We start from the raw sequence: 15,140 nt of genomic DNA on the forward strand, positions 1-15,140 counted from the left end.
ATGTCCGCCGACGAGACCTTCCCGCAGGCCGCCGAACTCGATCCGGAGACCGCGACCTCGCTGACCGCGCCGCCGCCGACCCGGCCGGAGGAGACGCGGGCGGTGGCCCGCGGGGTCAAGCGCCATCTGGTCCAGCTCGGTTTCGCGGTGGTCGAGGAACTGCCGCTCGCCTCGGGGCGGCGCGCCGACGTGGTCGGGCTGGCGGCCAACGGCGAGATCTGGATCGTCGAGGTGAAGTCGTCGGTGGAGGACTTCCGGGTCGATCACAAGTGGCCGTTCTACCGCACCCATTGCGACCGGCTGCTGTTCGCCACCAGCCCGCGGGTGCCGCTCGACATCTTTCCGGAGGACTGCGGTCTGATCCTCGCCGACGCTCACGGCGGCGAGGTGATCCGCCCGGCGCCCGAGCATCGCCTGTCGGCGCCGACGCGGCGGGCGATGACCCTACGCTTCGCCCGCGCCGCGGCGCTCCGGCTCTACGGATTCACCGATCCGCGCAGCGGCGGCAACGTCGAGATCGGGTGAGTCGGCTCAGCGCGGGGCGCGCTTGGCGAGAATCCGCTGCAGGGTGCGGCGGTGCATGTTGAGCCGGCGGGCGGTCTCGGAGACGTTGCGTTCGCACAGCTCATAGACCCGCTGGATGTGCTCCCAGCGCACCCGGTCGGCCGACATCGGGTTTTCCGGCGGGGCGGCGCGGTCGTCGTCGGAGCGCAGCAGGGCGCGCATCACCTCGTCGGCGTCGGCGGGCTTCGACAGATAGTCGACGGCGCCGAGCTTCACCGCGGTCACCGCGGTGGCGATGTTGCCGTAGCCGGTGAGGATCACGGTGCGGGCGTCGGGGCGCTTGGCGCGCAGGTGCTCGACCACGTCGAGGCCGTTGCCGTCGCCGAGCCGCATGTCGACCACCGCATAGGCCGGCGGCCGGCCGTCGACCCGGGCCAGGCCCTCGGCGATCGACCCGGCGGTCTCGACCTCGAAGCCGCGCAGCTCCATCGCCCGCGCCAGACGCTGCAGGAACGCCTTGTCGTCCTCGACGATCAGGAGTGTGCGATCCGTATCGGCGGTATCGAAGACCGGCGATTCCGTCATGATCGTGACTCGTCCATCCATGGGGGCCAGCTCCGTATCGGACCTCCGACCGCGCGCCAGTCGGATAGTAGGTCGAGACGCCTTGCGGAACAATCCCCTAGCAGGGCCGCTCGGCGATGGCGACGGGTCATCCGTCGATTGTGGTGAAATTTGAGGACCCGATCGCCTCCGACGAACTCTCCATGCGGGCGCGCGGCCAGACCACACGGATCACGGCACCGTGATCGGGGTACGAACGGTTGCGCGCCGACAGTTGCGCGCCCGAGCGCAGCAGGAAGGTCTGGGCGATGAAGTAGCCGAGACCGAGACCGCCGCCGGCCTCGTCGCCACTCGCCGCGTCCTCGCCGTTCGGGCGGCGGGTGGTGATCCAGGGTTCGCCGAGACGGGCGATCACCGCGGATGCGAAGCCCGGCCCGTCGTCGTCGATGGTGACGACCACGTCGGCGGCGTCCCAGGTGACGGTGACGCCGACCCGGCCCTGGGCGAAGTCGACGGCGTTCTCGACGATGTTGGCGAGCCCGTAGAGCACCGCCGGATTGCGCCGGCCGATCGGCTCCGGGCCGTCGCCGGAGCAGGCCACGACGATCTCCGGCCCGAGGTCGCGGAACGGGGTGATCACCTCGTCGACGAGCGCAGAGATCGACAGGCGCACGTAATAGGCGTCGGCATCGCTGCCCATCGACGAGAGTTTGCGCAGGATCTCGCGGCAGCGGTCGGACTGGGCGCGCAGCAGCGCCACGTCGTCGGCCAAGGGCGAGCCGGGCGGCAGTTCGCGCTCCATCTCGCGGGTGACCAGGGCGATGGTGCCGAGCGGCGTGCCGAGCTCGTGGGCGGCGGCGGCGGCGAGACCGTCGAGCGCGGTCAGATGCTGTTCGCGCTGCAGGACCAGTTCGGTGGCGGCGAGCGCATCGGCGAGGCGCCGCGATTCGTCGGCGACGCGGAAGGCGTAGAGCGCCGAGAAGGACAGGGTCAGCAGGATCGCCAGCCAGATGCCGACGACATAGAGCGGCGGCAGCAGCGGCGCCTCGACCGCGCCCCAGGGCAGCGGCTGATGCCACACCGCCAGCACGGTCACCAGCACCGCCACGAACACCCCGAGCAGCGCCGTCGAGCGCGGCGGCAGCGAGGCGGAGGAGACCAGGACGGGCGCGAGCAGCAGGAAGGCGAAGGGATTCTCCAGGCCGCCGGTCAGCCACAGGAGGCCGGCCAGTTCGAGCACGTCCCAGCCGAGCAGCAGCGTCGCATGGACGCCGTCGAGGCGGTGGATGGTCGAGAAGTTCCAGCGCAGGAGCAGGTTGAGGGCGACCGAGGCGCCGATCAGCGCGAAGCAGCCGACCTGCGACAGTGGAAACCCGAGGCCCCAGCGCACGAACACCACGGACGCGGCCTGGCCGAGGATCGCCAGCCAGCGCAGACGCACCAGCGTCTCGAGCCGCAAGGACCGCGCCGACGTATCGCCGAAATCGGCCAGAACCCCCAACATGGCGACGTCTCCCCCCGTCTCGCGTGCGGTTCGTCGGGACGGCGGTCCGAGGTCGAGGCCCCGCCGCCGTCTTCCGCACGGCTCGTCGAGAGCCTATACAACGCAGTCTCGGCGGGGACCATGGCCCGGCCGCATCTTCTCGCCCGAGGACCCGATGATCGAAATCGCCGCCCCCGCCATCGCCGTGCGCGACCTCGGCAAGTCCTTCGGGGCGGTGCGGGCGGTCGACGGCCTGACCTTCGAGGTCGGGGCCGGCCGGGTGCTCGGCCTGCTCGGCGGCAACGGCGCCGGCAAGACCACCACCATCGGCATGTTGATGGGCCTGATCCTGCCCGACTCCGGCACGGTGACGATCCTCGGGCGCGACATGCCCGGCGAGCGGGCGGCGCTGCTCGAGGCGATGAACTTCGAGAGCCCCTATGTCGACATGCCCCATCGGCTGACGGTGCGCCAGAACCTGACGGTGTTCGGCCGTCTCTACCGGGTGCCGGCGCTCACCGAGCGAATCGCCCGGCTCGCCGCCGACTTCGAGCTCGGGGCCTTCCTCGACCGCAAGGCGGGGCAATTGTCGGCCGGGCAGAAGACCCGGGTGGCGCTGGCCAAGGCCCTGCTCAACCAGCCCAAGGTGCTGCTCCTCGACGAACCGACCGCCTCGCTCGATCCCGACACCGCCGACTGGGTGCGGACCCGGCTCGAAGACTTCCGCGCCACCACCGGCGCCACCATCCTGCTCGCCTCGCACAACATGCCCGAGGTCGAGCGGCTGTGCGACGACGTGGTGATCCTCGCTGGCGGCCGCATCGAGGACCACGGCGCCCCCGACGACCTGATCCGCCGCTACGGCCGCGACACGCTCGAGGAGGTGTTCCTCGACGTTGCCCGCCGCCGCCGCGCCCTCGCCGCCGCCGATGCGGAGACCCTGCCGTGACCAACGCGCCCGAACCGATCCGCGGCGCCCGCGCCGCCACCGCCTTCTCGCCGACCCGCGTCGGGGCGATGGTGCTGCGCTACTGGTATCTCCTGTCCAATTCCTGGCCGCGGGCGATCGAGCTGGTCTATTGGCCGACGGTGCAGATGCTGACCTGGGGCTTCGTCCAGCTCTACGTGGCGCAGAACTCCAGCTTCTTCGCCAATGCCGCCGGGCTGTTCGTCGGCGGGCTGCTGCTGTGGGACGTGCTCCTGCGCTCGCAACAGGGCTTCGCCTTCGCGTTTCTCGAGGAGCTATGGTCGCGCAATCTCGGCAATCTGCTGATGAGCCCGCTGCGGCCGTCGGAATTCATCGTCGCGCTGATGGCGATCAGTATGATCCGGCTGGCGATCGGGGTGATCCCGGTGACGCTGCTGGCGATCCCGATGTTCGGTTACAACATCTGGGGCCTCGGTCTGCCGCTGATCGCCTTCTTCGTCAATCTGGTGATGACCGGCTGGGCGATCGGCCTCGTCATCATCGGCATCCTGCTGCGCCAGGGCATGGGCGCGGAGGCGCTGGCCTGGTCGCTGATGTTCCTGATGATGCCGATCACCTGCGTCTACTATCCCGTCGCGACCTTGCCGGCGATCCTCCAGCCGCTCGCCTGGGCGCTGCCGCCGACCCATGTCTTCGAAGGCATGCGGGCGATCGTCATCGACCACAGCTTCCGCCTCGACCTGATGGCCGGCGCCTTCGCGATGAACGTGCTGTGGATGATCGGCGCGGTGGTGGCCTTCTACAAGCTGCTCGCCGGTGCCCGCCGCGCCGGTTCGCTGTTGCAGCAAGGCGAATGAGCGGACCTGCCGCAGCGCACCCCGACCCCCGGCCTAAGACCAATTGTCGACGCAACCGCCTTGGACTTGGCGGCGTTTCAAGAGAATAATCGATTTAATCGGCCGCATCCGACGCACCCTTGCGAGCCGGCGACGGGACAGAAGCGCCATGTTCTACCAGATGTACGAATGGAATCATGCTGCACTGCGGCCCCTGCGGGCCTTCGCCGACCTCGGGCGGGCGGGCTTGCGCAATCCCCTCAACCACTTCGGCCAGACTGCGCTCGGTCGCTCGATGGCGGCGAGCTTCGAGGTGTTCGAACGCACCACCCGGCGCTACGGCAAGCCGGACTTCGATCTGCCGACCACCGTGGTCGACGGCGAATCGGTGGCGGTCACCGCAGAAGTGGTGTGGGAGAAGCCGTTCTGCCGGATGCTGCATTTCGCCCGCGCCCTGCCGGAGGGCCGGCCCGCCGATCCGCGGGTGCTGCTGGTGGCGCCGATGTCGGGCCACTATGCGACGCTGTTGCGAGGCACGGTCGAGGCGATGCTGCCGGCCCACGAGGTCTACATCACCGACTGGATCGACGCCCGCATGGTGCCGCTGACCTCGGGCGGCTTCGATCTCGACGACTACGTCGACTACATCGCCGAGATGCTGCGCCACCTCGGGCCGGGCGCCAACATCGTCGCGGTGTGCCAGCCGTCGGTGCCGGTGCTGGCGGCGGTGTCCCTGATGGAGGAGGACGGCGATCCCTGTTCGCCGGCGACCATGACGCTGATGGGCGGGCCGATCGACACCCGGATCTCGCCGACCGCGGTCAACAAGGTGGCCCACGGCAAGGGCATCGGCTGGTTCGAGCGCAACGTCATCATGAAGGTGCCGTTCCCGCATCCGGGCTTCCTGCGCGACGTCTATCCGGGCTTCCTGCAGCTCGGCGGCTTCATGTCGATGAACCTCGACCGCCACGTCACCGCCCACAAGGACTTCTACCAGCACCTGATCGAGGGCGACGGCGATTCCGCCGAGAAGCACCGCGACTTCTACGACGAGTATCTGGCGGTGATGGACCTGACCAAGGAGTTCTATCTCCAGACCATCGAGACGGTGTTCCTCGATCACAAACTGCCGGAAGGCACCATGACCCATCGCGGGCGGCCGGTGCGGCCGGCGGCGATCCGCAACTGCGCGCTGCTGACGGTGGAAGGCGAGCTCGACGACATCACCGGCATGGGCCAGACCCAGGCCGCGCACACGCTGTGCCGCAACCTCGCGCCGGAGAAGCAGATGGACTGGGTCCAGCCCGGCGTCGGGCACTACGGCGTGTTCAACGGCTCGAAGTTCCGCCGGGACATCCAGCCGCGGCTCGCCGCCTTCATCCGCACCCACGCCCGCGGTGCGGTCGGGACGGCGTGAGGCTCCCCGCGATCGACCCTTGAAAGGGGGGGCAGGCGGGGCCATCTCGACGGAGGTCGGGACCGCCGACGCGCCCGGGAGGCACGCTCCCGAGCCGCGGCCGGCCCCCCTGCCCTGCGAGGAGGGTTCTCCATGCGTTGCTCCGCCGTGGTCCGCCCCGGATTCCACCCGCTGTCCATCGCCCTGATGGTCGGCGGCTTCATGATCGCCTGGCCGATCGGCCTGGCGATGCTCGGCTACATGCTGTGGGGGGACCGGCTCGCCGGCTTCGCCGACGGCCTGCGTCAGGGCTTCACCGGCGCCGCCGCCCGCCACGGCTTCACGCCCGGCGCCGGCTTCGGCTACAGCGCCACCGGCAATGCCGCGTTCGACGCCTATCGGGCGAGCGAACTCGAGCGGCTCGAAGCCGAACGTCGCCGTCTCGACGAGGAACGGCGCGAGTTCGAAGCCTACATGACCCATCTGCGCCGCGCCCGCGACCAGGAAGAGTTCGACCGCTTCAAGGCCGAACGCACCGCCTGGAAGCAGCGCTCCGGCGATCCGACCAAGCCTTGAGGCGCGGGTGTTCGGCTTCCCGCGTCCCCGGCACCGGCCGTCGCCCCCCGACCGGGTGACCCTGGCGATCGAAGGTCGCGAGGTGACGGTCGCGGTCAAGGTGTCGGCGCGGGCGGTGCGCTTCACCCTGCGCCTCTCGACCGGCACCGGCGAACCGGTGCTGACCCTCCCGGCGAGGGCGTCGTTCGGCGACGCCCTCGCCTTTCTCGACCGCCATCGCGGTTGGCTCGGCGAACGGCTGGCGCGACGCCCGCGCAGCGTCGCCTTCCGCCCCGGCGCGGTCCTGCCGTTGCGCGGCCGCCCCCATCGCGTAGTCCATCGCCCAGAGCGGCGCGGCACGGTGTGGGTCGAAGAGGCCGGCGACGAAGCTCTGCTGGTGGTCGCCGGCGGCATCGACCATCTGCCCCGGCGGATCCGCGACCATCTGATCCGCGCGGCGCGCGGCGATCTGGCGGCGGCGGTGGCGCGCCACGCCGAACGGTTGGGCGTCAAGATCGGGCGCATCCGCATCAAGGACACCCGCTCGCGCTGGGGCTCGTGCACCGCGGCGGGCGATCTCTCCTTCTCCTGGCGGGTGATCCTGGCGCCGCCCGAGGTGCTCGACTATCTCGCCGCCCACGAGGTGGCGCACCTGCGCGAGATGAACCATTCGGTGCGCTTCTGGCGGCTGGTGCGGGCGACCTGCCCGACCATGGACCAGGGCCGGCGCTGGCTGAAGGTCCACGGCGCGGCGCTGCACGGCTACGGCGGTGCCGAAGAGGGCGCGGGACACGACGCTTCCGCCTTTGCCGGAGAGCCGTTCGCCTGCTAAAAGCGGCTCCGTCCGAACCGGAAAGGGCCCCCGATGCGCAGCGCCACCGTCAGCCGCACCACCAAGGAGACGGCGATCACGGTCACCGTCGACCTCGACGGGACCGGGACCTACGACGTCGCCACCGGCATCGGCTTCTTCGACCACATGCTCGAGCAGCTGTCGCGGCATTCGATGATCGACCTGACGGTGCGGGCGACCGGCGATCTCCACATCGACCAGCACCACACCGTCGAGGACGTCGGCATCGCGCTCGGCCAGGCCGTCAAGCGGGCGCTCGGCGAGATGAAGGGCATCACCCGTTACGCCGACGTCCATCTGCCGATGGACGAGACGCTGACGCGCTGCGCCATCGACGTCTCCGGCCGGCCGTTCCTGGTGTTCGAGATCCCCTTCTCCAAGGCCAAGATCGGCGAGTTCGACACCGAACTGTTCGAAGAGTGGTTCCGCGCCTTCGCCTTCAACGCCGGGGTGACGCTGCATCTCACCACCCTCTACGGCGTCAACAACCATCACATGATCGAATCCGCCTTCAAGGCGTTGGCGCGGGCGCTGCGCGCCGCGGTCGCGGTCGATCCGCGCGCCGCCAATGCGGTGCCTTCGACCAAGGGCCGATTGGGGGACTGAGGCGATGGCGATCTGGACGGTTCACGCCCCCGATGGCGACCTCGCCGCCGCGAACGCCGCCGATCGGCTGGTGTTCGTGCGCGAGGGCTTCTCGTGGTGGGCTCTCGCCGTGCCCTTCCTGTGGACGTTGCGCCATCGGCTGTGGGCGGTGTTCGTCGGCTGGGCGCTCGTCGCCCTGGCGATCGAAGTCGTCGACCGCTTCGGCGACCCCACGGTCGCGACGGTGATCGGCGCGGCCTTCGCGCTGTGGTTCGCGGTGTCGGCCAACGATCTGCGGCGCTGGACGCTGGAACGCCGCGGCCTGAGGCTCGTCGCGCTCGCCCAAGGGGCGAACCGCGACGAGGCGGAGCTGCGGTTCTTCGCCGGGACGGCAGGCGAGACCCACCCATTCCCCTCCGCGACGCCGCCGGCCGCCGCCGCGCCGTCGGCGCCGAGCGCTCCCCGTCGCGACCTGCCGCCGATCGTCGGCTTCGCCGGCCTGACCCGAGGCACGCCATGACCATTGCCCTGATCGACTACGGTGCCGGCAATCTGCGCTCGGCCGAGAAGGGCCTGGAGCGCGTCGCCCGCGAGGCCGGGCGCGGCCAGACGGTGACGCTGACCCGCGACCCCGACGTGGTGCGCCGCGCCGACCGTGTGGTACTGCCCGGCGACGGCGCCTTCCCGTTCTGTCGCCGCGGCGTCGCGGCGATCGAAGGCATGGAAGAGGCGCTCGACGAATTCGTCACTCAGCGCGGCCGGCCGTTCCTCGGCATCTGCGTCGGCATGCAACTGCTCGCCACCCGCGGCCTCGAACACGAGCCGACCGACGGCTTCGGCTGGATCGACGGCGAAGTGCGGGCGCTGCAGCCGTCCGATCCGCATCTGAAAGTGCCGCACATGGGCTGGAACACCATGGAGCTGGTCAATCCCCATCCGGTGCTCGCCGGGATCCCGCTCGGGGCGACGGGGCTCCACGCTTATTTCCTGCATTCCTTCGCCTTCTTCCCCGAGCGGCGGGCCGACATGGTGGCGGTCGCCGAGCACGGCGGCGAGGTGACGGCGATCGTCGCCCGCGACAACGTCGTCGGCACCCAGTTCCATCCGGAGAAGAGCCAGACACTGGGTCTGGCGCTGCTCGCCAACTTCCTCGCCTGGGCGCCCTGACCGCCCCTCCCCACCCCGCGCCGCACGCTCGGCCGACCACGGACCGCCGATGATCCTCTTTCCCGCCATCGACCTGAAGGACGGACACTGCGTCCGCCTGAAGCTCGGCGCCATGGACTCCGCCACCGTCTACAACGACGACCCGGCCGCCCAGGCGACGAGCTTCGCCGACCTCGGCTTCCCGTGGCTGCACGTGGTCGATCTCAACGGCGCCTTCGCCGGGCGCAGCGTCAACGGCGCGGCGGTCGAGGCGATCCTGGCGGCGGTCGGCGGGCGGATGCGGGTGCAGCTCGGCGGGGGCCTGCGCGATCTCGCCGGGATCGCGGCGTGGCTCGACCGCGGTGTCACCCGGGTGATCCTCGGTACGGTGGCGGTGCGCGACCCCGAGCTGGTGCGCGAGGCCTGCCGGCGCCATCCCGGCCGGATCGTCGTCGGCATCGACGCCCGCGGCGGCCGCGTCGCGGTCGAGGGCTGGGCGGAAGGGTCCGAATTGTCGGCGATCGATCTCGCCCGCAAGTTCGAGGACGCCGGCGTGGCGGCGATCGTCTACACCGACATCGACCGCGACGGCATCCTCGAGGGGCTGAATTTGCCGGCGACGCTGGAACTCGCCCGCGCCGTGTCGATCCCCGTGATCGCCTCCGGGGGGCTCGCGGCGATGGCCGACGTCGAGGCGATGCTCGCGCCCGACGCGGCGATCCTGGAAGGCGCGATCACCGGCCGGGCGCTCTACGACGGCCGCCTCGATCCCCGCGCCGCCCTGGCGCGGATCGCCGCGGCGCGAGGCCCCGCCGCCCGGTCGACGCCGGACGCTTGAACCGACGCCGGGATCTCCCCATATCGGCAGAGACGGCAACGCCGTCCGGCCGCAGCCGCCGATTCGTCGGGGCTGCGGACGATCAGGGTCGCTTCCGCGAAAGGGCCTGACCATGTCGCGATTCCCGGGCTTCTCGAGCCCGTTTCTGCTCGGCTTCGACGAAATCGAACGCGTTCTCGACCGCGTCTCCAAGGCCGCCAACGACGGCTATCCGCCCTACAACATCGAGCGGGTGGACGCCGACGGCGGCAGCCGCGAAGTGCTGCGCATCACCCTGGCGGTGGCCGGCTTCACCCGCGCCCAGCTCGACGTGACCATCGAGGACAGCCAATTGGTGATCCGCGGGCGCCAGACCGACGACGATCGCGGCCGCCAATATCTCCATCGCGGCATCGCGGCGCGCCAGTTCCAGCGGGTCTTCGTCCTCGCCGAGGGCATCGAGGTGATCGGTGCCGAACTCAAGGACGGCCTTCTCGCCATCGATCTCGCCCGGCCGGAACCGGAACGGGTGATCCGACGTATCGAGATAGCCGACGGCGAATGACCGCCGCCCCGTCCCGTCCCCGAAACGACCCGCTCTCCCTCATCGGACGCGGTCAGACCCGGAGATCGCCGCCATGAACCGCTCGACCCATCCGCCACTGCCGATCGAAGACTTCGCCCAACTCGGTGAAGGCGCCATCGCCTATGTCCGCGAATTCCGCTCCGAAGAGATCGGCCGCCTCTATCCCGGCGCGCCGCCGCTGCCGGCCGGCCTGCGGCTGTGGGCGCTGATCGGCGCCGGCGGCACGCCGATCCTGATCTCCGACGATCGCGACGCCATCCTCGACGGCGCCCGCGAACAGGAACTGACCCCGGTGATGCGGCACTGAGGGGTCCCTCGGCGTCGAAGGGCATGGGGGGGCGACCGCGCTCAGGCGACGTCATCGTCGCCTGCGGCACTCAGCAAGCGTGATCGTGCCTGCGGCACTAAGCAAGCGTGATCGTGCCTGCGGCACTCAGGCGGCGTCGGACGAGTTCTCGGCGTGGGCGAGCAGCGCCCAGAGGGCGGCCGGATCGGACGTGGCGCGCAGTTTGGCGGTCAGGCGGACGTCCTGGAGGGCGCGCGCGATCATCGCCAGCGCCTTGAGGTGGTCGGCGCCGTAGCCGATCGGCGTCAACAGCACGAAGATCAGATCGACCGTCTGGTCGTCGGTCGCCCCGAAGTCGATCGGCCGCTCCATGCGGGCGAAGACGCCGATCATCTGCGTCAGCCCCGGCACCTCGGCGTGGGGGATGGCGATGCCGTGGCCGACGCCGGTGGTGCCGAGGCGTTCGCGCTGGACCAGGGCGTCGAAGATCGCCCGATCGGAGAGGCCGGTGACCGACCCGGCCCGCGCCGCGAGTTCCAACAAGACCTGCTTCTTCGAATTGGCCCGCAGCGAGGGAACGATCGCCTCGAGCGGGAAGAAATCTCCGAGTTCCATGAAATGGCCGATCCGATGGGGCGAACGGAGCCCGGCGGAGCCGGGGCTCCGCCGGGTCGAAGTGTGCGCGTCAGGCACCCGGCAAGGTCGGGTCGACCCAGCCGATGTTGCCGTCGCGGCGACGATAGACGACGTTGAGGCCGCCGTGCTTGGCGTTGCGGAAGAGGACGAACTCCGAGCCGGAGAGATCGAGCTCCTGCACCGCGGCACCGACCGAGAGGGACTTCAACGGCGTGGTCGATTCGGCGATCACCACCGGGTTGAAGTCGAGCGGCACCTCCTCGTCGTCGTCGGGCACCTCGAGCACCCTGACGGTGCCCTCCCAGGTGTCGTCGACGCGGGGTTCCGCCGCGACCGCGGCGTGCTCGCGCAGCCGCCGCTTGTAACGACGCAACTGCTTCTCGATGCGGTCGATCGCCTGCTCGACGCTCTGATAGGGATCCATCGCCGTACCGACCGCCTGGACGGTGATGCCGCTGCCCAGATGCAGAGCGCATTCGGTCCGGAACCCGCTGCCTTCCTTCTCGACGGTGGCGTGGCCCTTGAAGGAGCCCGCATAGAGCTTGGCCAGCGTTTCAGCGACGCGGGACTGCGCATGGGTGCGCAGGCTCTCGCCAATGTCGACATTCTTGCCGGAAACCCTGAGGGTCATGGATGTTCGACCTCCCGGTCGGTCGCCGTCTCCGGGAGGAGGCGGCGGCGCCTTGGCTCATTGGTCCGCTCCCGGGATCTCGGGCCGGAGCCGGACCAGGTCCGGACGGCGTCGAGGCGGGGCGGCTCGCGGGACGGTCCGCGGCGACCTTCGGCGGGTCTCTGGGCGAGAGCGCCGGGGCGGCCGCCGACCGCTTCACACCAGTGCCTGCTTCTCGCGGCGGCGCTGGACGGAAGAGGGTATGTTCATCGCCTCACGGTACTTTGCGACCGTTCGGCGGGCGATGTCTATGCCGGCCTCGCGCAGCATCTTCACGATCGTGTCGTCCGACAGGACGTCGTCGGCGGGCTCGCGTTCGATCATCTCACGGATCCGGTGGCGCACCGATTCCGACGAATGGGCCTCGCCGCCCTCCGACGAGGCGATCGACGAGGTGAAGAAGTATTTCAATTCGAAGATGCCGCGGGTGGTCGCCATGTACTTGTTGGAGGTGACGCGGCTGACCGTCGATTCGTGCATTCCGACCGCGTCGGCGATCATCCTGAGGTTGAGCGGCTTCAGGTGCTGAATGCCGTGGGTCAGGAAGGCGTCCTGTTGACGGACGATCTCGGTCGCCACCTTGAGGATCGTCTTGGCGCGTTGATCGAGACTCTTGACCAGCCAATTGGCGGTCTGCATGCACTCGGAGAGATAGAGCTTGTCCTTGTCGCCCTTGGCGTTCTTGGCGACCCGGGCGAAATAGGTCTGGTTGACCAGCACCTTGGGCAGGGTCTCGCTGTTCAGCTCGACCAGCCAGCCGCCGTCGGGGCCGGGGCGGACCACCACGTCGGGGACCACCGGCTGCACCAGTGTGGTGCCGAAGGCGTTGCCGGGCTTGGGGTTCAGCGCCCGGATCTCGGCGATCATGTCGGCGAGATCCTCGTCGTCGACCCGGGTCAGGCGGCGCAGGGCGGCGAAGTCGCGCTTGGCGAGCAGCGCCAGATTGTCGACCAGCGCCCGCATCGCCGGATCGAAGCGGTCGCGCTCCTCGAGCTGCAGACGCAGGCATTCGGCGAGGTCGCGGGCGCAGACCCCGGGCGGATCGAAGCCCTGGAGCAGAGCCAGCACCGCCTCGACCATCTCGAGCGGCGCGCCGAGCTTCTCGGCGACGCTCGCGGTGTCGGTGCGCAGGTAGCCGGCCTCGTCGACGGCGTCGATCAGGTAGCGGCCGATCAGCCGGCGCATCGGGTCGGTCACCGCCAGCGCCAACTGTTCGGCGAGATGATCGGCGAGCGAGATCTCCGCGGCGACGTAGGATTCGAGATTGTAGTCCTCGTCGCCGCCGGAGCCGCCGCGGTTGGAGGTCTGCGACCAGGTCTCGCCGACCAGCCGGGTCGGGTCCATCGGCTCGGGGGCGCCGTCGTCCTGGAAGACGTTGGAGAAGTCGGCGTCGAGCCGGTCGCCGATCTCGGGCGAGGCGCTCTCGAAGGCGGTGTCGAGGCCGATCTCGGGGGCGTCGGGGGCGAAGTCGCCGGCGGCGTCGGGCTCGACGGTCAGGCCGCCGTCGAAATCGGAGGCGGGGCCGGGCGCCGCCTCGCGCTCGGCGGCGAGCGTCGCGCCGTCGACGGCGACCGGGCGATCCTCGCCCTCGTCGCGCTCCAACAGCGGGTTGCGTTCCAGTTCGGCTTCGACATAGGCGACGAGATCGAGATTGCCCAGTTGCAGCAGCTTGATGGCCTGCATCAGCTGCGGCGTCATCACCAAGGACTGGCTCTGTCTGAGTTCCAGCTTCGGGGACAGCGCCATCTGTGTCTCGTCCACCTCTCGTTTGCCCGGGCCCCGACATGGTCCGGATCTTGCCTCACGACGCCGAGTGTAAGCGCAGGCGCCGTCCGCGGCAAAGCGATTTTCTCCGCCCCGCCCGGGATGGGGAAAACCGGTTCACAAGCTGAACTGTTCGCCCAGGTAGAGCCGCCGCACGTCGGGGTGCTCGACGATCTCGCGCGGATTGCCCTCGGTCAGCAGGTGGCCGCCGGCGATGATGAAGGCGCGGTCGATCAGGCCGAGGGTCTCGCGGACGTTGTGGTCGGTGATCAGCACGCCGATGCCGCGGCTGGTCAGGTGGCGCACCAGGGTCTGGATGTCGCCGACGGCGATCGGGTCGATGCCGGCGAAGGGCTCGTCGAGCAGCATGAACGACGGGCGCGAGGCCAGCGCCCGGGCGATCTCGCAGCGCCGCCGTTCGCCGCCGGACAGGGCGATCGCCGGCGACTTGCGCAGGTGACCGATGTGGAACTCGCCGAGCAGGTTCTCGAGGTCCTCGCGGCGGCGGGCGCGGTCGGGCTCGACCACCTCCAGCACCGCCGAGATGTTCTCCTCGACGGTCAGACCGCGGAAGATCGAGGCCTCCTGCGGCAGATAGCCGATGCCGAGGCGGGCGCGGCGGTACATCGGCAGCCGGGTGATGTCGTAGCCGTCGAGGCGGATCTCGCCGGCGTCGGGACGGATCAGGCCGGTGATCATGTAGAACACCGTGGTCTTGCCGGCACCGTTGGGGCCGAGCAGACCGACCGCCTCGCCGCGATGGACGTCGAGGCTGACGCTCTCGACCACCCGGCGCTTGCGATAGGCCTTGGCGACGGCGTGGACCACCAGCCCTTCCTCGGGCTGCGCGCCGGCGCCGGCATCGGACGGCGGCGCAAAGGCGGCAAGGCCGGGGAAGAGCGGAACGGCACTCAAGGGCGAACTCCGGAAAACGGGGGCGCGGACCGGCTCAACGGGCCGGCGGGGCGGCGTCGGGGCTCTTGGGCTCGAGAATCATGATCACACGCGAGCCTTCGAGGGTGTACTGGCCGGTCTTCAGATTGATCTTCAGGTGCTCGCCCTTGGCGACGCTCTTGCCCTGGGTCAGGACGACGTTGGTGTCGATCTGGGCGGTCTGCTTCTGCATGTCGAACCACCCGGTCTCGCCGGTGACGGTCTGATCCTTCTGGGTGATCAGCACCCGGCCCTCGGCTTCGAAGCGGCGGATCTGCTGGCTGCCGCCACCGGCGCTGGCCTGGGCCAGACCCTCGGCGGCCTTGCCCTCGTAGAACACCCGCAGGCGCTGGGTCTTCAGCACCGTGTCCTTCTGGCGGACGTTGACGTTGCCGGTGAACACCGCGGTGCGGTCCTTGTCCTGGACCTCGAGGCCGTTGGCTTCGATCTGGATCGGCTCCTTGGTGTTGGAGCCGAAGCCTTTGAACGCGTCGGACATGCCGGATTCGCCGGCGGCGAAGGCCGGGGCGGCGGCGCCGGCCAGCACGGCGGCGAGCAGGATGCGGCGCAGGATCGGGGACGAGGGCATCGCGGCGTC

At 70.0% G+C, this 15,140-nt stretch carries 19 protein-coding genes; 12 read left to right on the top strand and 7 right to left on the bottom strand.

Translation table 11 applies throughout. The features are described 5' to 3' along the window. The gene (locus EYW49_RS00525) at nt 1–525 is read left to right on the top strand and encodes an MmcB family DNA repair protein (RefSeq protein WP_131304828.1); all 525 of its coding nucleotides are present in this window, start codon (nt 1–3) and stop codon (nt 523–525) included. Between the two features lie 6 nt (nt 526–531). Here the strand turns inward: EYW49_RS00525 and EYW49_RS00530 are convergent, their stop codons facing one another. Both EYW49_RS00530 and EYW49_RS00535 read right to left on the bottom strand, forming a co-directional pair. Next, nucleotides 532–1,089 carry an ActR/PrrA/RegA family redox response regulator transcription factor gene (locus EYW49_RS00530; protein ID WP_131304830.1) on the bottom strand — a complete coding sequence of 186 codons (558 nt, stop codon included), beginning with the start codon at nt 1,087–1,089 and terminating at the stop codon, nt 532–534. 127 nt (nt 1,090–1,216) lie between these two features. Continuing rightward, nucleotides 1,217–2,572 carry an ActS/PrrB/RegB family redox-sensitive histidine kinase gene (locus EYW49_RS00535; RefSeq protein WP_131304833.1) on the bottom strand — a complete coding sequence of 452 codons (1,356 nt, stop codon included), beginning with the start codon at nt 2,570–2,572 and terminating at the stop codon, nt 1,217–1,219. Nucleotides 2,573–2,726: 154 nt separating this feature from the next. Between EYW49_RS00535 and EYW49_RS00540 the strand changes: the two genes are divergently transcribed. From EYW49_RS00540 to EYW49_RS00590, 11 genes are all read left to right on the top strand, one after another. After that, on the top strand, nt 2,727–3,500 hold the full coding sequence (locus tag EYW49_RS00540) for an ABC transporter ATP-binding protein (RefSeq protein WP_131304835.1): 774 nt from the start codon (nt 2,727–2,729) through the stop codon (nt 3,498–3,500). Nucleotides 3,501–3,568: 68 nt separating this feature from the next. Further along, nucleotides 3,569–4,336 carry an ABC transporter permease gene (locus EYW49_RS00545; protein WP_131305189.1) on the top strand — a complete coding sequence of 256 codons (768 nt, stop codon included), beginning with the start codon at nt 3,569–3,571 and terminating at the stop codon, nt 4,334–4,336. A gap of 148 nt (nt 4,337–4,484) precedes the next feature. After that, complete coding sequence (locus tag EYW49_RS00550) at nt 4,485–5,732, top strand: polyhydroxyalkanoate depolymerase (RefSeq protein ID WP_131304837.1); 1,248 nt, start codon at nt 4,485–4,487, stop codon at nt 5,730–5,732. A gap of 132 nt (nt 5,733–5,864) precedes the next feature. After that, nucleotides 5,865–6,287: a DUF2852 domain-containing protein gene (locus EYW49_RS00555; protein ID WP_131304839.1), complete on the top strand. Its 423-nt coding sequence runs from the start codon at nt 5,865–5,867 to the stop codon at nt 6,285–6,287. Nucleotides 6,288–6,294: 7 nt separating this feature from the next. Next, nucleotides 6,295–7,098, top strand: coding sequence for a M48 family metallopeptidase (locus tag EYW49_RS00560; RefSeq protein ID WP_131304841.1), 804 nt, complete (start codon nt 6,295–6,297; stop codon nt 7,096–7,098). A 33-nt stretch (nt 7,099–7,131) separates the two neighbouring features. Then, the gene (gene hisB, locus EYW49_RS00565; RefSeq protein WP_131304843.1) at nt 7,132–7,725 is read left to right on the top strand and encodes an imidazoleglycerol-phosphate dehydratase HisB; all 594 of its coding nucleotides are present in this window, start codon (nt 7,132–7,134) and stop codon (nt 7,723–7,725) included. Between the two features lie 4 nt (nt 7,726–7,729). Next, a complete protein-coding gene (locus EYW49_RS00570; protein ID WP_165498077.1) occupies nt 7,730–8,224 on the top strand; it encodes a DUF2628 domain-containing protein in 495 nt (164 codons plus the stop codon). Next, nucleotides 8,221–8,871 (top strand): imidazole glycerol phosphate synthase subunit HisH, encoded by a 651-nt coding sequence (gene hisH, locus EYW49_RS00575; protein ID WP_131304847.1) that lies wholly within the window; start codon nt 8,221–8,223, stop codon nt 8,869–8,871. The genes EYW49_RS00570 and hisH overlap by 4 nt, the downstream gene beginning before the upstream one ends. A 49-nt stretch (nt 8,872–8,920) precedes the next feature. After that, entirely contained in the window at nt 8,921–9,688 is a 768-nt protein-coding gene (hisA, locus tag EYW49_RS00580; RefSeq protein WP_131304849.1) for a 1-(5-phosphoribosyl)-5-[(5-phosphoribosylamino)methylideneamino]imidazole-4-carboxamide isomerase, read from the top strand. A 112-nt stretch (nt 9,689–9,800) separates the two neighbouring features. Further along, nucleotides 9,801–10,232 carry an Hsp20 family protein gene (locus EYW49_RS00585; RefSeq protein WP_131304851.1) on the top strand — a complete coding sequence of 144 codons (432 nt, stop codon included), beginning with the start codon at nt 9,801–9,803 and terminating at the stop codon, nt 10,230–10,232. 73 nt (nt 10,233–10,305) lie between these two features. Further along, on the top strand, nt 10,306–10,560 hold the full coding sequence (locus EYW49_RS00590; RefSeq protein ID WP_131304853.1) for a BQ00720 family protein: 255 nt from the start codon (nt 10,306–10,308) through the stop codon (nt 10,558–10,560). Nucleotides 10,561–10,686: 126 nt separating this feature from the next. Here the strand turns inward: EYW49_RS00590 and EYW49_RS00595 are convergent, their stop codons facing one another. The 5 genes from EYW49_RS00595 to EYW49_RS00615 form a co-directional block, all read right to left on the bottom strand. Then, nucleotides 10,687–11,154 (bottom strand): PTS sugar transporter subunit IIA, encoded by a 468-nt coding sequence (locus tag EYW49_RS00595; RefSeq protein WP_131304855.1) that lies wholly within the window; start codon nt 11,152–11,154, stop codon nt 10,687–10,689. A gap of 70 nt (nt 11,155–11,224) precedes the next feature. Beyond that, the gene (gene hpf / locus EYW49_RS00600) at nt 11,225–11,806 is read right to left on the bottom strand and encodes a ribosome hibernation-promoting factor, HPF/YfiA family (protein ID WP_131304857.1); all 582 of its coding nucleotides are present in this window, start codon (nt 11,804–11,806) and stop codon (nt 11,225–11,227) included. Between the two features lie 195 nt (nt 11,807–12,001). After that, nucleotides 12,002–13,591 (bottom strand): RNA polymerase factor sigma-54, encoded by a 1,590-nt coding sequence (gene rpoN / locus EYW49_RS00605; protein ID WP_131304859.1) that lies wholly within the window; start codon nt 13,589–13,591, stop codon nt 12,002–12,004. Between the two features lie 135 nt (nt 13,592–13,726). Next, entirely contained in the window at nt 13,727–14,440 is a 714-nt protein-coding gene (gene lptB / locus EYW49_RS00610) for an LPS export ABC transporter ATP-binding protein (RefSeq protein ID WP_131305191.1), read from the bottom strand. 118 nt (nt 14,441–14,558) lie between these two features. Beyond that, nucleotides 14,559–15,131 (bottom strand): LptA/OstA family protein, encoded by a 573-nt coding sequence (locus EYW49_RS00615; RefSeq protein WP_206365337.1) that lies wholly within the window; start codon nt 15,129–15,131, stop codon nt 14,559–14,561. Nucleotides 15,132–15,140: the final 9 nt, after the last annotated feature.

It is taken from the genome of Siculibacillus lacustris (assembly GCF_004328075.1).
Classification (GTDB): Bacteria; Pseudomonadota; Alphaproteobacteria; order Rhizobiales; family Ancalomicrobiaceae; genus Siculibacillus; species Siculibacillus lacustris.